This window comes from Xenophilus azovorans DSM 13620 (genome assembly GCF_000745855.1).
GTDB classification, from domain to species: Bacteria; Pseudomonadota; Gammaproteobacteria; order Burkholderiales; family Burkholderiaceae_C; genus Xenophilus; species Xenophilus azovorans.
The window spans coordinates 30,276-44,480 of sequence record NZ_JQKD01000035.1; the positions used below are offsets into that span (position 1 = coordinate 30,276).

General features: G+C 71.0%; 15 protein-coding genes. 6 read left to right on the plus strand and 9 right to left on the minus strand.

Going from position 1 to position 14,205, the window contains the following annotated elements; genetic code table 11:
* Positions 1-47: 47 nt before the first annotated feature.
* Positions 48-1,091: a rod shape-determining protein gene (locus Q392_RS18215; RefSeq protein WP_038210740.1), complete on the minus strand. Its 1,044-nt coding sequence runs from the start codon at positions 1,089-1,091 to the stop codon at positions 48-50.
* A gap of 235 nt (positions 1,092-1,326) precedes the next feature.
* Between Q392_RS18215 and gatC the strand changes: the two genes are divergently transcribed.
* Genes gatC through gatB form a run of 3 tightly spaced genes read left to right on the plus strand, consistent with a single transcriptional unit; the run spans position 1,327 to position 4,602 of the window.
* Positions 1,327-1,626: an Asp-tRNA(Asn)/Glu-tRNA(Gln) amidotransferase subunit GatC gene (gene gatC / locus Q392_RS18220; protein ID WP_038210742.1), complete on the plus strand. Its 300-nt coding sequence runs from the start codon at positions 1,327-1,329 to the stop codon at positions 1,624-1,626.
* On the plus strand, positions 1,623-3,110 hold the full coding sequence (gene gatA, locus Q392_RS18225; protein ID WP_038210743.1) for an Asp-tRNA(Asn)/Glu-tRNA(Gln) amidotransferase subunit GatA: 1,488 nt from the start codon (positions 1,623-1,625) through the stop codon (positions 3,108-3,110). The genes gatC and gatA overlap by 4 nt, the downstream gene beginning before the upstream one ends.
* 1 nt (position 3,111) lies before the next feature.
* Complete coding sequence (gene gatB, locus Q392_RS18230; protein ID WP_051953686.1) at positions 3,112-4,602, plus strand: Asp-tRNA(Asn)/Glu-tRNA(Gln) amidotransferase subunit GatB; 1,491 nt, start codon at positions 3,112-3,114, stop codon at positions 4,600-4,602.
* Here the strand turns inward: gatB and Q392_RS18235 are convergent.
* Together Q392_RS18235 and pyrE are read right to left on the minus strand one after the other, a co-directional pair.
* Complete coding sequence (locus Q392_RS18235) at positions 4,599-5,306, minus strand: DUF4124 domain-containing protein (protein WP_245610748.1); 708 nt, start codon at positions 5,304-5,306, stop codon at positions 4,599-4,601. The genes gatB and Q392_RS18235 overlap by 4 nt on opposite strands.
* Positions 5,307-5,340: 34 nt before the next feature.
* Positions 5,341-6,036, minus strand: a complete 696-nt coding sequence (pyrE, locus tag Q392_RS18240; protein ID WP_051953689.1) for an orotate phosphoribosyltransferase — start codon at positions 6,034-6,036, stop codon at positions 5,341-5,343.
* A gap of 15 nt (positions 6,037-6,051) precedes the next feature.
* Between pyrE and Q392_RS18245 the strand changes: the two genes are divergently transcribed.
* Positions 6,052-6,855 (plus strand): exodeoxyribonuclease III, encoded by an 804-nt coding sequence (locus Q392_RS18245; RefSeq protein ID WP_038210746.1) that lies wholly within the window; start codon positions 6,052-6,054, stop codon positions 6,853-6,855.
* Here the strand turns inward: Q392_RS18245 and Q392_RS18250 are convergent.
* Entirely contained in the window at positions 6,845-7,555 is a 711-nt protein-coding gene (locus Q392_RS18250) for a nucleotidyl transferase AbiEii/AbiGii toxin family protein (protein WP_038210748.1), read from the minus strand. The two genes, Q392_RS18245 and Q392_RS18250, sit on opposite strands and share 11 nt — an antisense overlap.
* Positions 7,548-8,045: a helix-turn-helix domain-containing protein gene (locus Q392_RS18255; RefSeq protein WP_038210752.1), complete on the minus strand. Its 498-nt coding sequence runs from the start codon at positions 8,043-8,045 to the stop codon at positions 7,548-7,550. The genes Q392_RS18250 and Q392_RS18255 overlap by 8 nt, the downstream gene beginning before the upstream one ends.
* An 88-nt stretch (positions 8,046-8,133) precedes the next feature.
* On the opposite strand from Q392_RS18255, the gene Q392_RS18260 reads away from it, so the two are divergent.
* Both Q392_RS18260 and Q392_RS18265 read left to right on the plus strand, forming a co-directional pair.
* Complete coding sequence (locus tag Q392_RS18260) at positions 8,134-8,772, plus strand: MBL fold metallo-hydrolase (protein WP_038210756.1); 639 nt, start codon at positions 8,134-8,136, stop codon at positions 8,770-8,772.
* Positions 8,773-8,869: 97 nt separating this feature from the next.
* Entirely contained in the window at positions 8,870-9,784 is a 915-nt protein-coding gene (locus tag Q392_RS18265) for a CysB family HTH-type transcriptional regulator (protein WP_038210759.1), read from the plus strand.
* A 16-nt stretch (positions 9,785-9,800) separates the two neighbouring features.
* Here Q392_RS18265 and Q392_RS18270 read toward each other — a convergent pair whose 3' ends face one another.
* The 4 genes from Q392_RS18270 to Q392_RS18285 all read right to left on the minus strand — a co-directional run bounded on the left by Q392_RS18270 (position 9,801) and on the right by Q392_RS18285 (position 14,205).
* Positions 9,801-10,880, minus strand: coding sequence for an ABC transporter ATP-binding protein (locus tag Q392_RS18270; RefSeq protein WP_038210760.1), 1,080 nt, complete (start codon positions 10,878-10,880; stop codon positions 9,801-9,803).
* A 191-nt stretch (positions 10,881-11,071) separates the two neighbouring features.
* A complete protein-coding gene (locus tag Q392_RS18275; RefSeq protein ID WP_038210763.1) occupies positions 11,072-11,956 on the minus strand; it encodes a carbohydrate ABC transporter permease in 885 nt (294 codons plus the stop codon).
* Positions 11,937-12,857 carry a carbohydrate ABC transporter permease gene (locus Q392_RS18280; protein ID WP_038210766.1) on the minus strand — a complete coding sequence of 307 codons (921 nt, stop codon included), beginning with the start codon at positions 12,855-12,857 and terminating at the stop codon, positions 11,937-11,939. The genes Q392_RS18275 and Q392_RS18280 overlap by 20 nt, the downstream gene beginning before the upstream one ends.
* Before the next feature lie 4 nt (positions 12,858-12,861).
* On the minus strand, positions 12,862-14,205 hold the full coding sequence (locus Q392_RS18285; RefSeq protein WP_038210769.1) for an ABC transporter substrate-binding protein: 1,344 nt from the start codon (positions 14,203-14,205) through the stop codon (positions 12,862-12,864).

Here is a 14,205-nt window from a genome sequence, read left to right on the forward strand (position 1 = left end):
CCGGCCTGTGCCACCACAGTCCGGCCTGCTCGCGACAGCGCGCAAATTTACTCGCTCGTGAAGATGCTGCCCAGCCGGTCCATGCGCTCGAGCGCCATGCCGCAGCCCTTGACCACGCACTGCAGCGGGTCTTCGGCCACCAGCACGGGCAGGCCGGTCTCCTCGGCCAGCAGGCGGTCCAGGTCGCGCAGCAGCGCGCCGCCGCCGGTGAGCATCATGCCGCGCTCGGCGATGTCGGCGCCCAGCTCGGGCGGGGTCTGCTCCAGCGCGTTCTTGACGGCCGAGACGATGTGGTTGAGCGGGTCGGTCAGCGCCTCCAGCACCTCGTTGGAGCTGATGGTGAAGCTGCGCGGCACGCCTTCGCTGAGGTTGCGGCCCTTGACCTCCATCTCCTTGACCTCGGAGCCGGGGAAGGCCGAGCCGATGCTCTTCTTGATGATCTCGGCGGTGGGCTCGCCGATCAGCATGCCGTAGTTGCGGCGGATGTAGTTGATGATGGAGTCGTCGAAGCGGTCGCCGCCGACGCGCACGCTGCCCTTGTAGACCATGCCGCCGAGCGAGATGATGCCCACCTCGGTGGTGCCGCCGCCGATGTCCACCACCATCGAGCCGCTGGCCTCGCTGACCGGCAGGCCGGCACCGATGGCCGCGGCCATGGGCTCCTCGATCAGGTACACCGACGTGGCGCCCGCCGCCTCGGCCGCGTCCTTGATGGCGCGGCGCTCGACCTGGGTGGAGCCGCAGGGCACGCAGATGATGATGCGCGGGCTGGGCGTGAACAGCGAGCGCGGGTGCACCATCTTGATGAACTGCTTGATCATCTGCTCGGTGATCACGAAGTCGGCGATCACGCCGTCCTTCATCGGGCGGATCGCCTCGATGTTGCCGGGCACCTTGCCCAGCATGGCCTTGGCCTCGTGGCCCACGGCCTGGATCACCTTCTTGCCGTGCGGGCCGCCCTCGTGGCGGATGGCGACGACCGAGGGCTCGTCGAGCACGATGCCCTTGTTGCGGGCGAAGATGAGGGTGTTGGCGGTGCCGAGGTCGATCGCGAGGTCGGTCGAGAAGTACCGACGGAAGGCTCCAAACATGGCGACAGATCCTTGGGGGCACGGCAGGCGCTTCGGCCGGGCGTCGCCCCTTGTTGTTGGATGGGGGAAGTTGACTGCGCTTGCGGCAAGACAGGGCCAGTCAGGGCACCAGTTCGCGCATGTTGCGGCAAAGGCCGGATAATACCTGATTCCCCCTTGCTCCCGGCCATCGGCGCCCCCCGTTCGACGCGCCGGAGCGGCACTTTTCGGCGTCCCCGACGACGCGCCCATCCCGATGGCCCTGAACTCCTCCGATATCGCGCGCATCGCCTCGCTGGCGAAGCTGCAACTGAATTCCGACGAAAGCGAGCGCATGCTCACTCAGATCAACGGCTTCTTCGGCCTGGTCGAGCGCATGCAGGCGGTGGACACCGCCGGCACCGAGCCCCTGGCCCACCCCGTGGCCGCCTTCCAGGACGTGACGCTGCGCCTGCGCGAGGACGCGGTCAGCGGGCCGGACGACCGCGCCGCCAACCAGCGCAGCGCGCCGGCGGTGGAGAACGGCCTGTTCCTCGTGCCGAAGGTGATCGAATGAGTGCGCCCCTGCACCACCGGGGTGTGGCGGCCCTGGCCCGTGCGCTGGCGGCGCGCGAGGTCTCGGCCGAGGAAGCGGCGCGCCACTTCCTGGGCCGCATGAAGGCGCACCAGGACCTGGCCGCCTTCGTGTCCGTCGACGAAGAGGCCACCCTGGCCCAGGCCCGGGCCGCCGACGCCGCCCTGGCCGCCGGCAAGGCGGGTCCGCTGGCGGGCGTGCCGATCGCCCACAAGGACATCTTCGTCACCACCGGCTGGCCCAGCACCGCCGGCTCGCGCATGCTGGCGGACTACCGCTCGCCCTTCGACGCCACGGTGGTGCGCAAGCTGGCCGGGGCCGGCATGGTCACGCTGGGCAAGCTGAGCTGCGACGAGTTCGCGATGGGCTCGGCCAACGAGAACGTCGCCGTGCCGGCGGCCGGCCTGGACGCCGTCTCGCCCGTGCGCAACCCCTGGGACCGCGAGCGCGTGCCCGGCGGCTCCTCCGGCGGCAGCGCGGTGGCCGTGGCCGCCGCCCTGGCGCCGGCCGCCACCGGCACCGACACGGGCGGCTCGATCCGCCAGCCGGCCTCCTTCTGCGGCATCACCGGCATCAAGCCGACCTACGGCCGCGCCTCGCGCTACGGGATGATCGCCTTCGCGTCCAGCCTGGATCAGGCCGGCCCGATGGCCCGCTCGGCCGAGGACTGCGCCCTGCTGCTGTCCGCGATGTGCGGGCCCGACCCGGACCGCGACTCCACCTCGCTGGACGTGCCGGCCGAGGACTTCTCGCGCCAGCTCCATGCCTCGCTGGAGGGCCTGCGCATCGGTGTGCCGAAGGAGTTCGTCGGCGAGGGCGTGGCGCCCGGCGTGCGCGCCGCCATCGAGGCGGCGCTGGCCGAGTACGAGAAGCTGGGCGCCAGGCGCGTGGAGGTGAGCCTGCCGCGCACCGAGCTGTCGATCCCCGTCTACTACATCCTGGCCGCGGCCGAGGCCAGCTCCAACCTCAGCCGCTTCGACGGCGTGAAGTTCGGCCACCGCGCCGCGCAGTACAAGGACCTGGCCGAGATGTACGCGAAGACGCGCGCCGAGGGCTTCGGCGACGAGGTCAAGCGCCGCATCATGATCGGCACCTACGTCCTCTCGCACGGCTACTACGACGCCTACTACCTGCAGGCGCAGAAGGTGCGCCGCATGATCGCCGACGACTTCCAGCAGGCCTTCAGGGACTGCGACGTCATCGCCGGCCCCGCCGCGCCCACCGTGGCCTGGAAGATCGGCGAGCACGGCGGCGACCCGGTGGCCGACTACCTGGCCGACGTGTTCACCCTGCCGGCCTCGCTGGCCGGCCTGCCGGGCATGAGCGTGCCCTGCGGCTTCGACGGCAGCATGCCCGTGGGCCTGCAGCTGATCGGCAACTACTTCGGCGAGGCGAAGCTGCTGAACGCCGCGCACCGCTTCCAGCAGGCGACCGACTGGCACCGGAAGACGCCGGAGGGCTTCTGACATGAACGACACCGTGAACACCTTCGAGGCGCAGCAGCAGGGCCGCCCCACCGGCCCGCTGGTGCAGGGCTACGAAGTCATCATCGGCTTCGAGACCCACGCGCAGCTGTCCACCGCCAGCAAGATCTTCAGCCGCGCCAGCACGGCCTTCGGCGCCGAGCCGAACACCCAGGCCTGCGCGGTGGACCTGGCCCTGCCCGGCACGCTGCCGGTGATGAACAGGGGCGCCGTCGAGCGCGCGATCCGGCTGGGCCTGGCGCTGGGCAGCACCATCGCGCCGCGCAGCGTCTTCGCGCGCAAGAACTACTTCTACCCCGACCTGCCCAAGGGCTACCAGATCAGCCAGTACGAGATCCCGGTGGTGCAGGGCGGCTCGGTGAGCTTCTACCTCGACGGCGAGCTGAAGACGGTGCGCCTGGTGCGCGCGCACCTGGAGGAAGACGCCGGCAAGTCGCTGCACGAGGACTTCGTCGGCATGAGCGGCATCGACCTCAACCGCGCCGGCACGCCGCTGCTGGAGATCGTGACCGAGCCCGACATGCGCTCCACCGCCGAGGCGGTGGCCTATGCCAAGGAGCTGCACAAGATCGTCACCTGGATCGGCATCTGCGACGGCAACATGCAGGAGGGCAGCTTCCGCTGCGACGCCAACGTGTCGGTGCGCCGGCCGGGCCAGCCGCTCGGCACGCGGCGCGAGATCAAGAACCTCAACAGCTTCCGCTTCATGCAGCAGGCGATCGACTACGAGATCCGCTGGCAGATCGAGCAGTTGGAGGACGGCCACGCGATCCAGCAGGCCACCGTGCTGTTCGATCCCGACACCGGCGAGACGCGCGCCATGCGCACCAAGGAGGATGCGGCCGACTACCGCTACTTCCCCGACCCGGACCTGCCGCCGCTGGCCATCGCCGCCGAATGGATCGAGCGCGTGAAGGGCGAGATGCCCGAGCTGCCGCGCGCCATGGCCGAGCGCTACGTGCGCGAGCACGGCCTGACGGACTACGACGCCACGCAGCTCACGCAGAGCCCCGCCCACGCCGCGTACTTCGACGCGGTGGTGGGGGCAGGCGCCGCGCCCAAGCTCGCCAGCAACTGGCTGCAGGGCGAGATCTCCAAGCGGCTGAACGCGCAGGAGATCGGCATCGAGGCCGCGCCGGTGAAGCCGGCCCAGCTCGCGCAGCTCATCGGCCGCATCGGCGACGGCACGATCTCCAACGCCGCCGCGCGCCAGGTGTTCGAGGCGCTGTGGAGTGGCGAAGGCAGCGACGTGGACGCGCTCATCGAGGCCAAGGGCCTCAAGCAGATGAGCGACGCCGGCGCGCTGGAAAAGATCGTCGACGAGGTGCTGGCGAAGAACGAGAAGAACATCGCCGAGTACCGCGCCGGCAAGGACAAGGCCTTCAACGCGCTGGTCGGCCAGGTGATGAAGGCCAGCCAGGGCAAGGCCAACCCGGCGCAGGTCAATGCACTGCTGAAGGCGAAGCTGGGCTAGGGCGCGGGCCGCCGCGCCCGGCCGCCGTTCTCGGGCGACCAGAGCTGCACCAGCCGGGTCCGCTCCTCGTCGAAGCGGCTGGCGATGCGGCGCTTTTCCTCTTCCTGCTCGCCGATGAAGCGCTTCTGCACCTTCACAGCCTGGTCGTTGTCCTCGACCTGCCGGCGCAGCGAGGCGGGGGCCTTGCCCGGGTCGCCGGCGTAGAACTCCATCTCGCCGTCGATGCGGCGGCGCTCCTCGCCCAGTTCCGACAGGCGCTTGCGGGCCGCCTCGATGACGGCGTCCACCTGCTTGAGGGCCTCGGCGCGCTCGCGGTCGTGGGTGGCGGCGCTGGGGTAGCGCACCAGCAGCGCGCGCTCGCGGCGGCGCTCCTCGCGCTGGCGCAGCGCGGCCTGTTCGGCCTCGCGCGCGCGCGCCTCGATCTCGGCGCGCTCCCTGGCGGTGTAGCGCGGCTCGATGCGGCGCTTGACCGTGCCGGACGAGTTCAGCTCGACCTGCTCGCGGTCGAAGCAGGCCGGGATGGGCCGGTCGGAGGTGATGGTGCGGCCGCCGGCGTCGACGCAGCTGAAGATGCTGCCGGTGTTGGACACGCCGCCCTTGCCGTCGGACTGCGCAAGCGCCGCGCCGGAGGCGGCGAGGCAGGCCGCCGCGGCCAGCAGCCTGGCCAGCGGGCGCACATGATGGATGACGGCAGGTGACAGCACGGCGTATCGACTCCTTCGATGCCTTCGGCGGGCCTCAGCCGGCGCCGTAGCGCGCGCGGTAGGCCAGGACTCCCTCGCGGTGCGTGCGCAGCTCGTCGCTGGCACGCTGGCCCAGATAGTCCAGCAAGTCGGCCAGGGTGGCAATGGCGACAACCTCCATGCCGAGCTGGCTGCGCACGTACTGCACGGCGCTGTAGGGCACGTCGGCGCCGTTCTCGGTGGCCTTCTCCTGCCGGTCCAGCGCGATGGCGACGGCATGCGGCGTGGCACCGGCCGCGCGGATGAGGGCGATGGACTCGCGCACCGCGGTGCCGGCGGACATCACGTCGTCCACGATCAGCACCCGGCCCTTCAGCGGCGCGCCGACCAGCGAGCCGCCCTCGCCGTGGTCTTTCGCCTCCTTGCGGTTGTAGGCGAAGGGCACGTTGCGGCCGCGCCGCGCCAGCTCGGCCGCCACGGTGGCGCCCAGCGGGATGCCCTTGTACGCGGGGCCGAAGATCATGTCGAACTCGACGCCCGAGGCGAGGATGCGCGCTGCATAGAATTCCGCCAGCCGCGCGATGCGCGCGCCGTCGTCGAACAGCCCGGCATTGAAGAAATACGGGCTCATGCGGCCGGCCTTGGTCTTGAACTGGCCGAAGCGCAGAACGCCCGACTCGATCGCGAACTGCACGAAGTCCTGGGCCAGCGCGCCGCCGCCGTTCTCGCCTGTCGTCACCGCACCAGCCATCGGAATTCCTCGCACGTGTTCAAACTCACCAGCCTCAATCTCAACGGCCTGCGCTCGGCGGCCACCAAGGGGGTGGCCGACTGGGTCGCCGAAACGGCGCCGGATTGTATTTGCATGCAGGAGATCCGCGTCTCGGCCAGCGACGTGCAGGGCCGCTTCGAGGAGATGGCGGGCCTCACGGGCCATTTCCACTTCGCCGAGAAGAAGGGCTACGCCGGCACCGCCGTCTACACGCGGCACGCGCCCAGCGAGGTGGTGGTGGGCTGGGGCGACCGGGAGTTCGACGCCGAGGGCCGCTACCTGGAGCTGCGCTTCGACACGCCGGCGCGCAAGCTCTCGATCATCAGCTGCTACTTCCCCAGCGGCAGCTCGGGCGAGGAGCGGCAGGCGGCCAAGTACCGCTTCCTGGCGGGCTTCTTCCCGCACCTGGTGCAGCTGAAGAAGGAGCGCGAGTTCATCCTGTGCGGCGACATCAACATCGCCCACAGGGAAGCGGACCTGAAGAACTGGAAGAGCAACCAGAAGAACAGCGGCTTCCTGCCCGAGGAGCGCGCCTGGATGACGCGCCTGCTCGACGCCGGCGCCGAGGGCGCGGGCCTGGTGGATGTGTACCGCCGGCTGCAGCCCGACACCACCGACGCCTGCTACACGTGGTGGAGCAACCGCGGCCAGGCCTACGCCAAGAACGTGGGCTGGCGCCTGGACTACCACCTGGCCACCCCGGCGCTGGCCGAGCTGGCGCGCAGCGAGCACATCTTCAAGACCATCAAGTTCAGCGACCACGCGCCGATCACGGTGGACTACGACTTCACGGTCTGACGAGGACGCGGCGCAGCGCGCGGATGCGCTGCCACAGCTCGGACGGCGTACGGCGCACGTCCATCATCTGCATGCAGCGGACCAGCCAGCCCGGACGCTGGCGCATGCCGTCGATGGCGCGCGCGAGGTCGCGCGGCACGGCCTCGCCATAGGCGGCCTCGGCCTTGGCCAGCGCCTGCCGCAGCAGGCGCAGGGGCGGCTGCATCATGGCGAGGTCGATCAGGTCGCGGCTGAACACGCCGTCGTCGGCCCAGCGGTCGGAGTTGGCCAGCAGCTTGCTCGCCGCCATGTCGAGCACGGTGAGCATGGGCACGCCGCACAGGTCGTCCGCGGCGCCCGGCGGCGCCAGGAGGATGCGCCCTTCGTGGACGATCTCGAACTTGATGGGCTGGCCGTCCACCAGGATGCGCGCGCGGATGCCGTACCGGTCGGCACGGATGTCGCCGGCGCGCTCGAGGGGCGTGGCGCCCGACCGCTGGAGGACCGCCAGCCCGTGGGCGCCGGTGAGCGCCAGCCGCAGTTGCTGGTAGGCCGCGAGGTCGGAAACGAGGAAGTCCATGTCGACCGATTCCCGGTACTCGCCGAAGCGCAGCGCGATGGCGGTGCCGCCGCCGAACAGGCAGGCATGCGCGCGGAGCACGGCGCCATCCAGCGACTGCAGCACGCGGCCGATGCGCCGGTGGTGGGGCCGCTCAAACATCGAGGGCCGAGGAAGGATCGGCCAGGGCCAGGCGCAGGGCGTCGAGGAGGTCCTGCTCCTCGGGCGTCATGTCTTCGGGCCACGGATGGTGCGCATGGCGTTCGTAGATGGCCAGGGCCTCGCGCGGCGTCAACGGTCGGTCGCCCGTGACGTGCCACGCGAGCTGCCGCAGAACCGGATAGTCGGCCAGCGACACGCGGGCGGGCAGCCAGCCCTTGCGCCGGGGTGCCGGCGCAGCGGCCGCCTCGCCGGCGGCCGGCACCCAGGCCAGCGCCAGCCCGAGCGCCGACCCGGCCTGCGCATACGCCCCCGCGGTGACGGAAGCCTCGCCCTTTTCGATGCGGTGCAGGGTGACGCGGGACAGGTGCGCGGCCTCGGCCGCCGAGACGGCATTGACCCGCAAGGCCTTGCGGCGGCTGCGCAAGGCATGGCCGAGCTGCTGCAGCGAGCGGGCCGAATCAGGCGTCAGGGGCGGGCTGGGGGCAGGCATTGTGTTTCTCATTATGTTCATTTCATCTGAAATGTCCACTATGAGATACATTTCAAGGCATCCCCGATGCCTCCGACCACCTGAAGACATGCTGCGCTACCGCACCCTGCCCGTCACCCCTTTCCAGCAGAACTGCTCCATCGTCTGGTGCGACCGGACGATGAAGGGCGCGGTGATCGATCCCGGCGGCGAGCTGGACCGCATCGTGGAGGCGGCCCGCGTGCTGGGCGTGACGCTGGAGGCGATCTGGCTCACCCATGCCCACATCGACCACGCCGGCGGTGCCGGCGAGCTGGCGCGGCGGCTGGCGCTGCCGATCGTCGGCCCGCACCCGGGCGACCAGTTCTGGATCGACGGCCTCGCCGAGCAGAGCCGCATGTTCGGCTTCGCGCCGGCCGAGCCCTTCACGCCCGCGCGCTGGCTGCACGACGGCGACACCGTCACGCTGGGCGAGGAGACGCTGGCGGTGCGCCACTGCCCGGGCCACACGCCGGGGCACGTGGTCTTCCACTCGCCCGGCGCGCAGCGCGCCTTCGTCGGCGACGTGCTGTTCGCCGGCAGCATCGGCCGCACGGACTTCCCCGGCGGCAACCACCAGCAGCTGATCGACAGCATCGTGCAGCGGCTGTGGCCGATGGGCGGCGAGACGGTGTTCATCCCCGGCCACGGGCCGGAAAGCACCTTCGGACGGGAGCGGCAGGGCAACCCCTACGTGGGCGGCACCTGAGGCGCCGGGCCGGCCGGCGCCAAAGATGTCCGGCTCATAAGGAACCAACGAAACGATCGTTCCCTTGCGCCGGGCGCCTCCGCACAATGGCGCGCCCATGAATTTCCAACAGCTTCGCTCGGTGCGCGAGGCCGCGCGCTGCGGCTTCAACCTCACCGAGGCGGCCCAGGTGCTGCACACCTCCCAGCCCGGCGTGAGCCGGCAGATCCGCGAACTGGAGGACGAGCTGGGCATCGCGCTGTTCGTGCGCGCCGGCAAGCGGCTGACCGGGCTGACGGAGCCGGGCCGCCACGTGCTGCCCATCGTCGAGCGGGTGCTGATGGAAAGCCGCAACCTGCGGCTGGCCGGCGAGGAGTTCGCGGCGCAGCACAGCGGGCGGCTGTCCATCGCGGCCACGCACACGCAGGCGCGCTACGCGCTGCCCGAGGCGGTGCAGGACTTCCGCCGCCAGTTCCCGGGCGTGCGGCTGCACCTGCACCAGGGCTCGCCGCGGCAGGTCGCGCAGATGCTGATCGAGGGCGAGGCCGACGTGGGCATCGCCACCGAGGCGCTGGCCGACTACCCGCAGCTGGCGGCCCTGCCCTGCTACCGCTGGACGCACGCGGTGATCGCGCCGCCCGACCATCCGGTGCTGCGCGCCCCGCTGAGCCTGGAGGCGCTGGCGCGCCACCCGCTCATCACCTACGACGCCGGCTTCACCGGCCGCACCCGCATCGACGAGGCCTTCGCCCGCGCCGGCCTGGCGGCCGACATCGCGCTGGCGGCGATGGACGCCGACGTCATCAAGACCTACGTGGAGCTGGGCATGGGCGTGGGCATCGTCGCCGGCGTGGCCTTCGAGGCCGAGCGCGACACGCGGCTGCGCGCCGTGGACGCCGGCGCGCTGTTCGGCATCAACCACACGCGGCTGGCGGTGCGGCGCGGCAGCTTCCTGCGCAACTACGTGTACGCCTTCATCGAGGCCTTCGCGCCTACGCTCACGCGCGAGGCAGTGGACGCCGCCATCGCCTGAAGCGAGGCGACGCCCGTCAGTTCAGGCGGGCGCCGCTGTCGGCGTCGAACAGGTGCGCATGGGCCGCCTGCGGGCGCAGCGACAGCCGTTCGCCGGGGCGCAGCGCCAGGCGCTCGCGGAACGCCGCCACGATGGGCTGCCCGCCGGCGTGCCCGAGCCGCAGCGCCACCTGCGTCTCGGCGCCGGTGGGCTCGACCACCACCACCTCGGCCGGCAGGCCCTCGCCGCCGTCGAGCGCGAAGTGCTCGGGCCGCGCGCCGTAGAGCACGCGCGTGCCCTCCGGCGCGGCCGGCGGCTGCGGCAGGGGGAGCGCCAGCCCGTCGTCGGTCAGCACCACGCGTGCGCCGTCCGCCAGCGCCAGCCGGCCGGGGATGAAGTTCATCGCCGGCGAGCCGATGAAGCCGGCGACGAAGGCGTTGCGCGGCCGGTCGTACAGATCCAGCGGCGTGCCGACCTGCTCCACGTGCCCGTCCTTGAGCACCACGATGCGGTCGGCCATGGTCATCGCCTCCACCTGGTCGTGCGTGACGTAGACGGTGGTGGTGCCCAGGCGCTGGTGCAGCGCGCGGATCTCGGTGCGCATCTGCACGCGCAGCTTGGCGTCCAGGTTGGACAGCGGCTCGTCGAACAGGAAGGCCTCGGGCCGGCGCACGATGGCGCGGCCCATCGCCACGCGCTGGCGCTGGCCGCCCGAGAGCTGGCGCGGCAGGCGCCCCAGCAGCGCGGCCAGGCCCAGCACCTCGGCCGCCTCCTCCACCCGGCGCGCGATCTGCGCCTTGTCCACGCCCTGCAGTTTCAGGGCGAAGGCCAGGTTGTCGCGCACCGTCATGTGCGGGTAGAGCGCGTAGTTCTGGAACACCATCGCGATGTTGCGCTCGCGCGGCGCCACGTCGTTGATGACGCGGCCGCCCAGGCGGATCTCGCCGCCGCTGATGTCCTCCAGCCCGGCGATGGCGCGCAGCAGCGTGCTCTTGCCGCAGCCCGAGGGCCCGACCAGCGCGACGAACTCGCCGTCGGCGATGTCGATGTCCACGCCGTGGATGACCGGCGCGGCGCCGTAGTGCTTGACGATCTGGTGCAGTTGCAACGAAGACATATCAGTGATCCATGATGTTGCGCGCCACCCGCAGCCGATGAAACACAACGGCCTTCCCTGATCCGAAGGCCGCGGAGCAGGCCATGCCAGGGCACCCGAGGAACTGGCTTGGCCAGGCCTCTGGGTGCGCCCCCCTCCCGCCGGAGGCGAGAGAGGGGGGAGCCGCGAAGCGGCTTGGGGGGTGCTTCATTTCAATCTTTCACGCCGCCGGCCGTCAGGCCGCGCACGAGGTAGCTGCGCACCAGCACCGTGAACACCACCACCGGCAGCGCCACCAGCGTGCCGGCGGCGGCGATCTTGGCCCACTCCCAGCCCTCGTACTGGAGGAAGTTGACGATCGCCACCGGCGCGGTGACGGCCTGGGTGCGGGTGAGGATGAGGGCGTAGAAGAAGTCGTTCCAGGAGAAGATGAAGCACAGCACCGCCGTGGCCGCCAGGCCCGGCGCCGTCAGCGGCAGCGCGATGCGCCAGAAGGCCTGCCACACGCCACAGCCGTCGATGTAGGCCGCTTCTTCCAGGGCAGGCGGCACCGCCTCGAAGAAGGTCTGCATCAGCCAGATGACGATGGCGAGGTTGAAGGTGAGGTACACCAGCGCCAGGCCGACGAGCGTGTCCTGCAGGCCGAGCCAGCGGAAGGCCAGGAAGAAGGGGATGGTGAAGGCGATCGGCGGCGCCATGCGTGTGACCAGGATCCACAGTGCCACCTGGCGCCGGCCGCGGAAGCGCCAGCGCGTGAGCGCGTAGGCCGCCGGTACGCCGATGGCCAGCGACAGCGCGGTGGACAGGGTGCTCACCGCCAGGCTGTTCCAGAACGAGCGCAGGAAGTTGCCCTGGAGCAGGCTGGCGAAGCCCTCCAGCGTGGGCGTGAACAGCAGCGCGTCGTCGAAGATCCCGGCCGCAGGGCGAAAGGCCAGCTGCACCAGCCAGAGGAAGGGGAACATCACCCCCGCCAGCACGGCCAGCGCCGCCAGCGCGCGGCCGTGCCGGCGCAGCCAGCCCGGGCGCCGGCGGCGCTCGGCGACGGCTTCCGCCGGCGCGGGCAGGACGACGGGGGCTTCAGCGGTCAGGGTGCTCATGGGTGTTCCATCCCAGCTTCCCGATGCCCCAGCTCAGCAGGAACACGCCGGCCAGGATCACCATCGCGATCGCGCTGCCGTAGCCCCAGTACGAGAAGTTGAAGGCCTGGATGAAGCCGTAGTAGTTGGTGACCTCGGTCACGTTGCCCGGCCCGCCGTCGGTCAGCACGTAGATCAGCGGGAAGGCCTTGAAGCTGTCGATCAGCCGGAACAGGCCGCACACCACCAGCACCGGCCGGATGTGCGGGAAGACGATGTAGCGGAACAGCTGCCAGCGGTTGGCGCCGTCCAGGCTGGCCGCCTCCACCGGGTCGGCCGGCAGCGTCTGCAGCGCGGCCAGCACCATCAGCAGCGTGAAGGGGAACCACTGCCAGGTGTCGGCGAAGGCGATGGCCCACAGGGCCGTGTCGGGGTTGGCGATGAGCGAGCGCACCGGCCAGCCGGCGGCCTCGAGCGCGCGGTGCACGGGGCTGACGTCGGGCGTGTAGATGATCTTCCAGATCAGCGCCACCACGATGGGCGGCAGCACCATCGGGATGAGGAACGCGGTGCGCGTGGCGCGCAGCACGGCCGAGCGGCCGTCCAGCAGCAGCGCCAGGCCCAGGCCGACGCCGAGCTGCAGCGCCACGCTGGCCACCGACAGTTGGAGCTGCGTGCCGATGGAGCCGAGGAAGCGCTCGTCCTCCAGCAGGTGGCGGTAGTTGACCAGCGGGTCGTCGAAGCGGAAGGTGCCTGCCGGATCGGTGAGCGACAGCGGCGTGAGGCTGCCCACCAGCAGCGCGGCGGCCGGCAGCAGCGTGATGACCAGCAGCACGGCCAGCGCCGGCGCCAGCCCGAGGGCGAAGGCGCGGCGCCGCTCGGCCTGCCAGCCGCCCGCCGGCGCGGCGATGAGGGATGCCATCGGGCTACAGGCTCAGGCCGGCGCGCTTGAGCTCGGCGATGGACTGGGCCTGCGCCTGCTGCATCGCCTGCTTCGCGCTGGCCTGCCCGCTGGCGATGAGGGCGATGGCCTTGTTGAGCTGCTGGTCCACCTGCGGGTAGACGGCCACGGTGCGGTACTTCATGTGCCCGGTGCGCGAGGCCAGCTCGATCGAGTCCAGCGCGAGCTGCGCCAGGTCGCTGCCGTTGATGACCTGCTTGTCGCGGAAGACCCTGGAGTCGATGTCGCTGCGCCGTGCCGGCGAGCCGTAGCCCGCGGCCACCGCACGGCGGGTGGTCTGCTTCGACAACGCCCACTGGATGAAGGCCCAGGCCGCCTCCTTGTTCTTCGACCCGGCGGGAATGCCCAGCCCGTGCACCGCCGTGCCCGGGAAGCGCCCGGCCGGCCCCTTGGGCACGAGGCCGAACTTCACGGTCTTCACCGTCTTGCTGGTGGCCGGGTCGCCGAGCTGCGCCAGGTGGAGCTGGCCCGAGTCGGTGAAGTTCACGCGGCCCTGCTTGAGCGCCTGCGTCACCTGGTCGGGCTGGTAGGTGATGGCGCCGTCGGGGCCGAACTCCTTGAGCAGGTGGGCGTAGTAGTCGGCCGCGGCCACCGCCTCGGGCGTGTCCAGCGTGGGGAACAAGTCGTCGGGCGCCTTGCGGAAGACGTCGCCGCCGAAGGCGTGCAGGTAGGGCACGAAGGTCCAGCCGTAGTGGTTGTCGGCCACGAAGCCGGCCACGCGCTCTTTCTTGTTCACGGCGCGCAGCACCTTCACCAGGTCGTCGGTGGTGTCGGGAAACTGAAGGCCGGCCTGCTGCACGAGATCGAAGCGCGACGACGCGGTAAGCAGCGCCTCGGCCGTCCACGGCACGCCGTAGAGCTTGCCGTCGCGCCCGGTCTCCGGCGCGCGTGCGCCGGCCAGGAAGTCGTCGATGTCGAAGTCGGCGGCGGTGAGGTTGGGGTTCCGGATGTAGTCGTCCAGCGGCGTGAGCCAGCCGGAGTTGATCCAGCGGCTGGAGTAGATGAAGGTGACGTTGACCACGTCGTATGCGGCGCCGCGGGTGGACAGCTCCAGGTCGGCGCGCTGGTTGTAGACCGGGAAACTGGGCGCGTCGTAGTTCACCCTGGCGCCGGTGGCGGCCTCGAACTCGGGCAGCCACTGCTGCAACAGCTTGGGGTAGGCAGCGCTGAAGGTGGAGACGTTCAGCGTCACGCCCTGGAACTTCTTCGCGCCGCCCTGCGCGGGCGCCTGGCGCGGCAGCAGGGCGGAGGCGCCGACGGCGGCGCCGGCGGCCAGCAGGTGGCGGCGGGTGGGTTGGGAAGCAGTCAT

What these genes read in the sequence shown, in the direction of transcription:
- Q392_RS18215 (WP_038210740.1), bottom strand. Translation starts at nt 1,091, where the DNA reads ATGTTTGGAGCCTTCCGTCGGTACTTCTCGACCGACCTCGCGATCGAC.
- gatC (WP_038210742.1), top strand. Translation starts at nt 1,327, where the DNA reads ATGGCCCTGAACTCCTCCGATATCGCGCGCATCGCCTCGCTGGCGAAG.
- gatA (WP_038210743.1), top strand. Translation starts at nt 1,623, where the DNA reads ATGAGTGCGCCCCTGCACCACCGGGGTGTGGCGGCCCTGGCCCGTGCG.
- gatB (WP_051953686.1), top strand. Translation starts at nt 3,112, where the DNA reads ATGAACGACACCGTGAACACCTTCGAGGCGCAGCAGCAGGGCCGCCCC.
- pyrE (WP_051953689.1), bottom strand. Translation starts at nt 6,036, where the DNA reads ATGGCTGGTGCGGTGACGACAGGCGAGAACGGCGGCGGCGCGCTGGCC.
- Q392_RS18250 (WP_038210748.1), bottom strand. Translation starts at nt 7,555, where the DNA reads ATGTTTGAGCGGCCCCACCACCGGCGCATCGGCCGCGTGCTGCAGTCG.
- Q392_RS18255 (WP_038210752.1), bottom strand. Translation starts at nt 8,045, where the DNA reads ATGCCTGCCCCCAGCCCGCCCCTGACGCCTGATTCGGCCCGCTCGCTG.
- Q392_RS18260 (WP_038210756.1), top strand. Translation starts at nt 8,134, where the DNA reads ATGCTGCGCTACCGCACCCTGCCCGTCACCCCTTTCCAGCAGAACTGC.
- Q392_RS18265 (WP_038210759.1), top strand. Translation starts at nt 8,870, where the DNA reads ATGAATTTCCAACAGCTTCGCTCGGTGCGCGAGGCCGCGCGCTGCGGC.
- Q392_RS18270 (WP_038210760.1), bottom strand. Translation starts at nt 10,880, where the DNA reads ATGTCTTCGTTGCAACTGCACCAGATCGTCAAGCACTACGGCGCCGCG.
- Q392_RS18275 (WP_038210763.1), bottom strand. Translation starts at nt 11,956, where the DNA reads ATGAGCACCCTGACCGCTGAAGCCCCCGTCGTCCTGCCCGCGCCGGCG.
- Q392_RS18280 (WP_038210766.1), bottom strand. Translation starts at nt 12,857, where the DNA reads ATGGCATCCCTCATCGCCGCGCCGGCGGGCGGCTGGCAGGCCGAGCGG.
- Q392_RS18285 (WP_038210769.1), bottom strand. Translation starts at nt 14,205, where the DNA reads ATGACTGCTTCCCAACCCACCCGCCGCCACCTGCTGGCCGCCGGCGCC.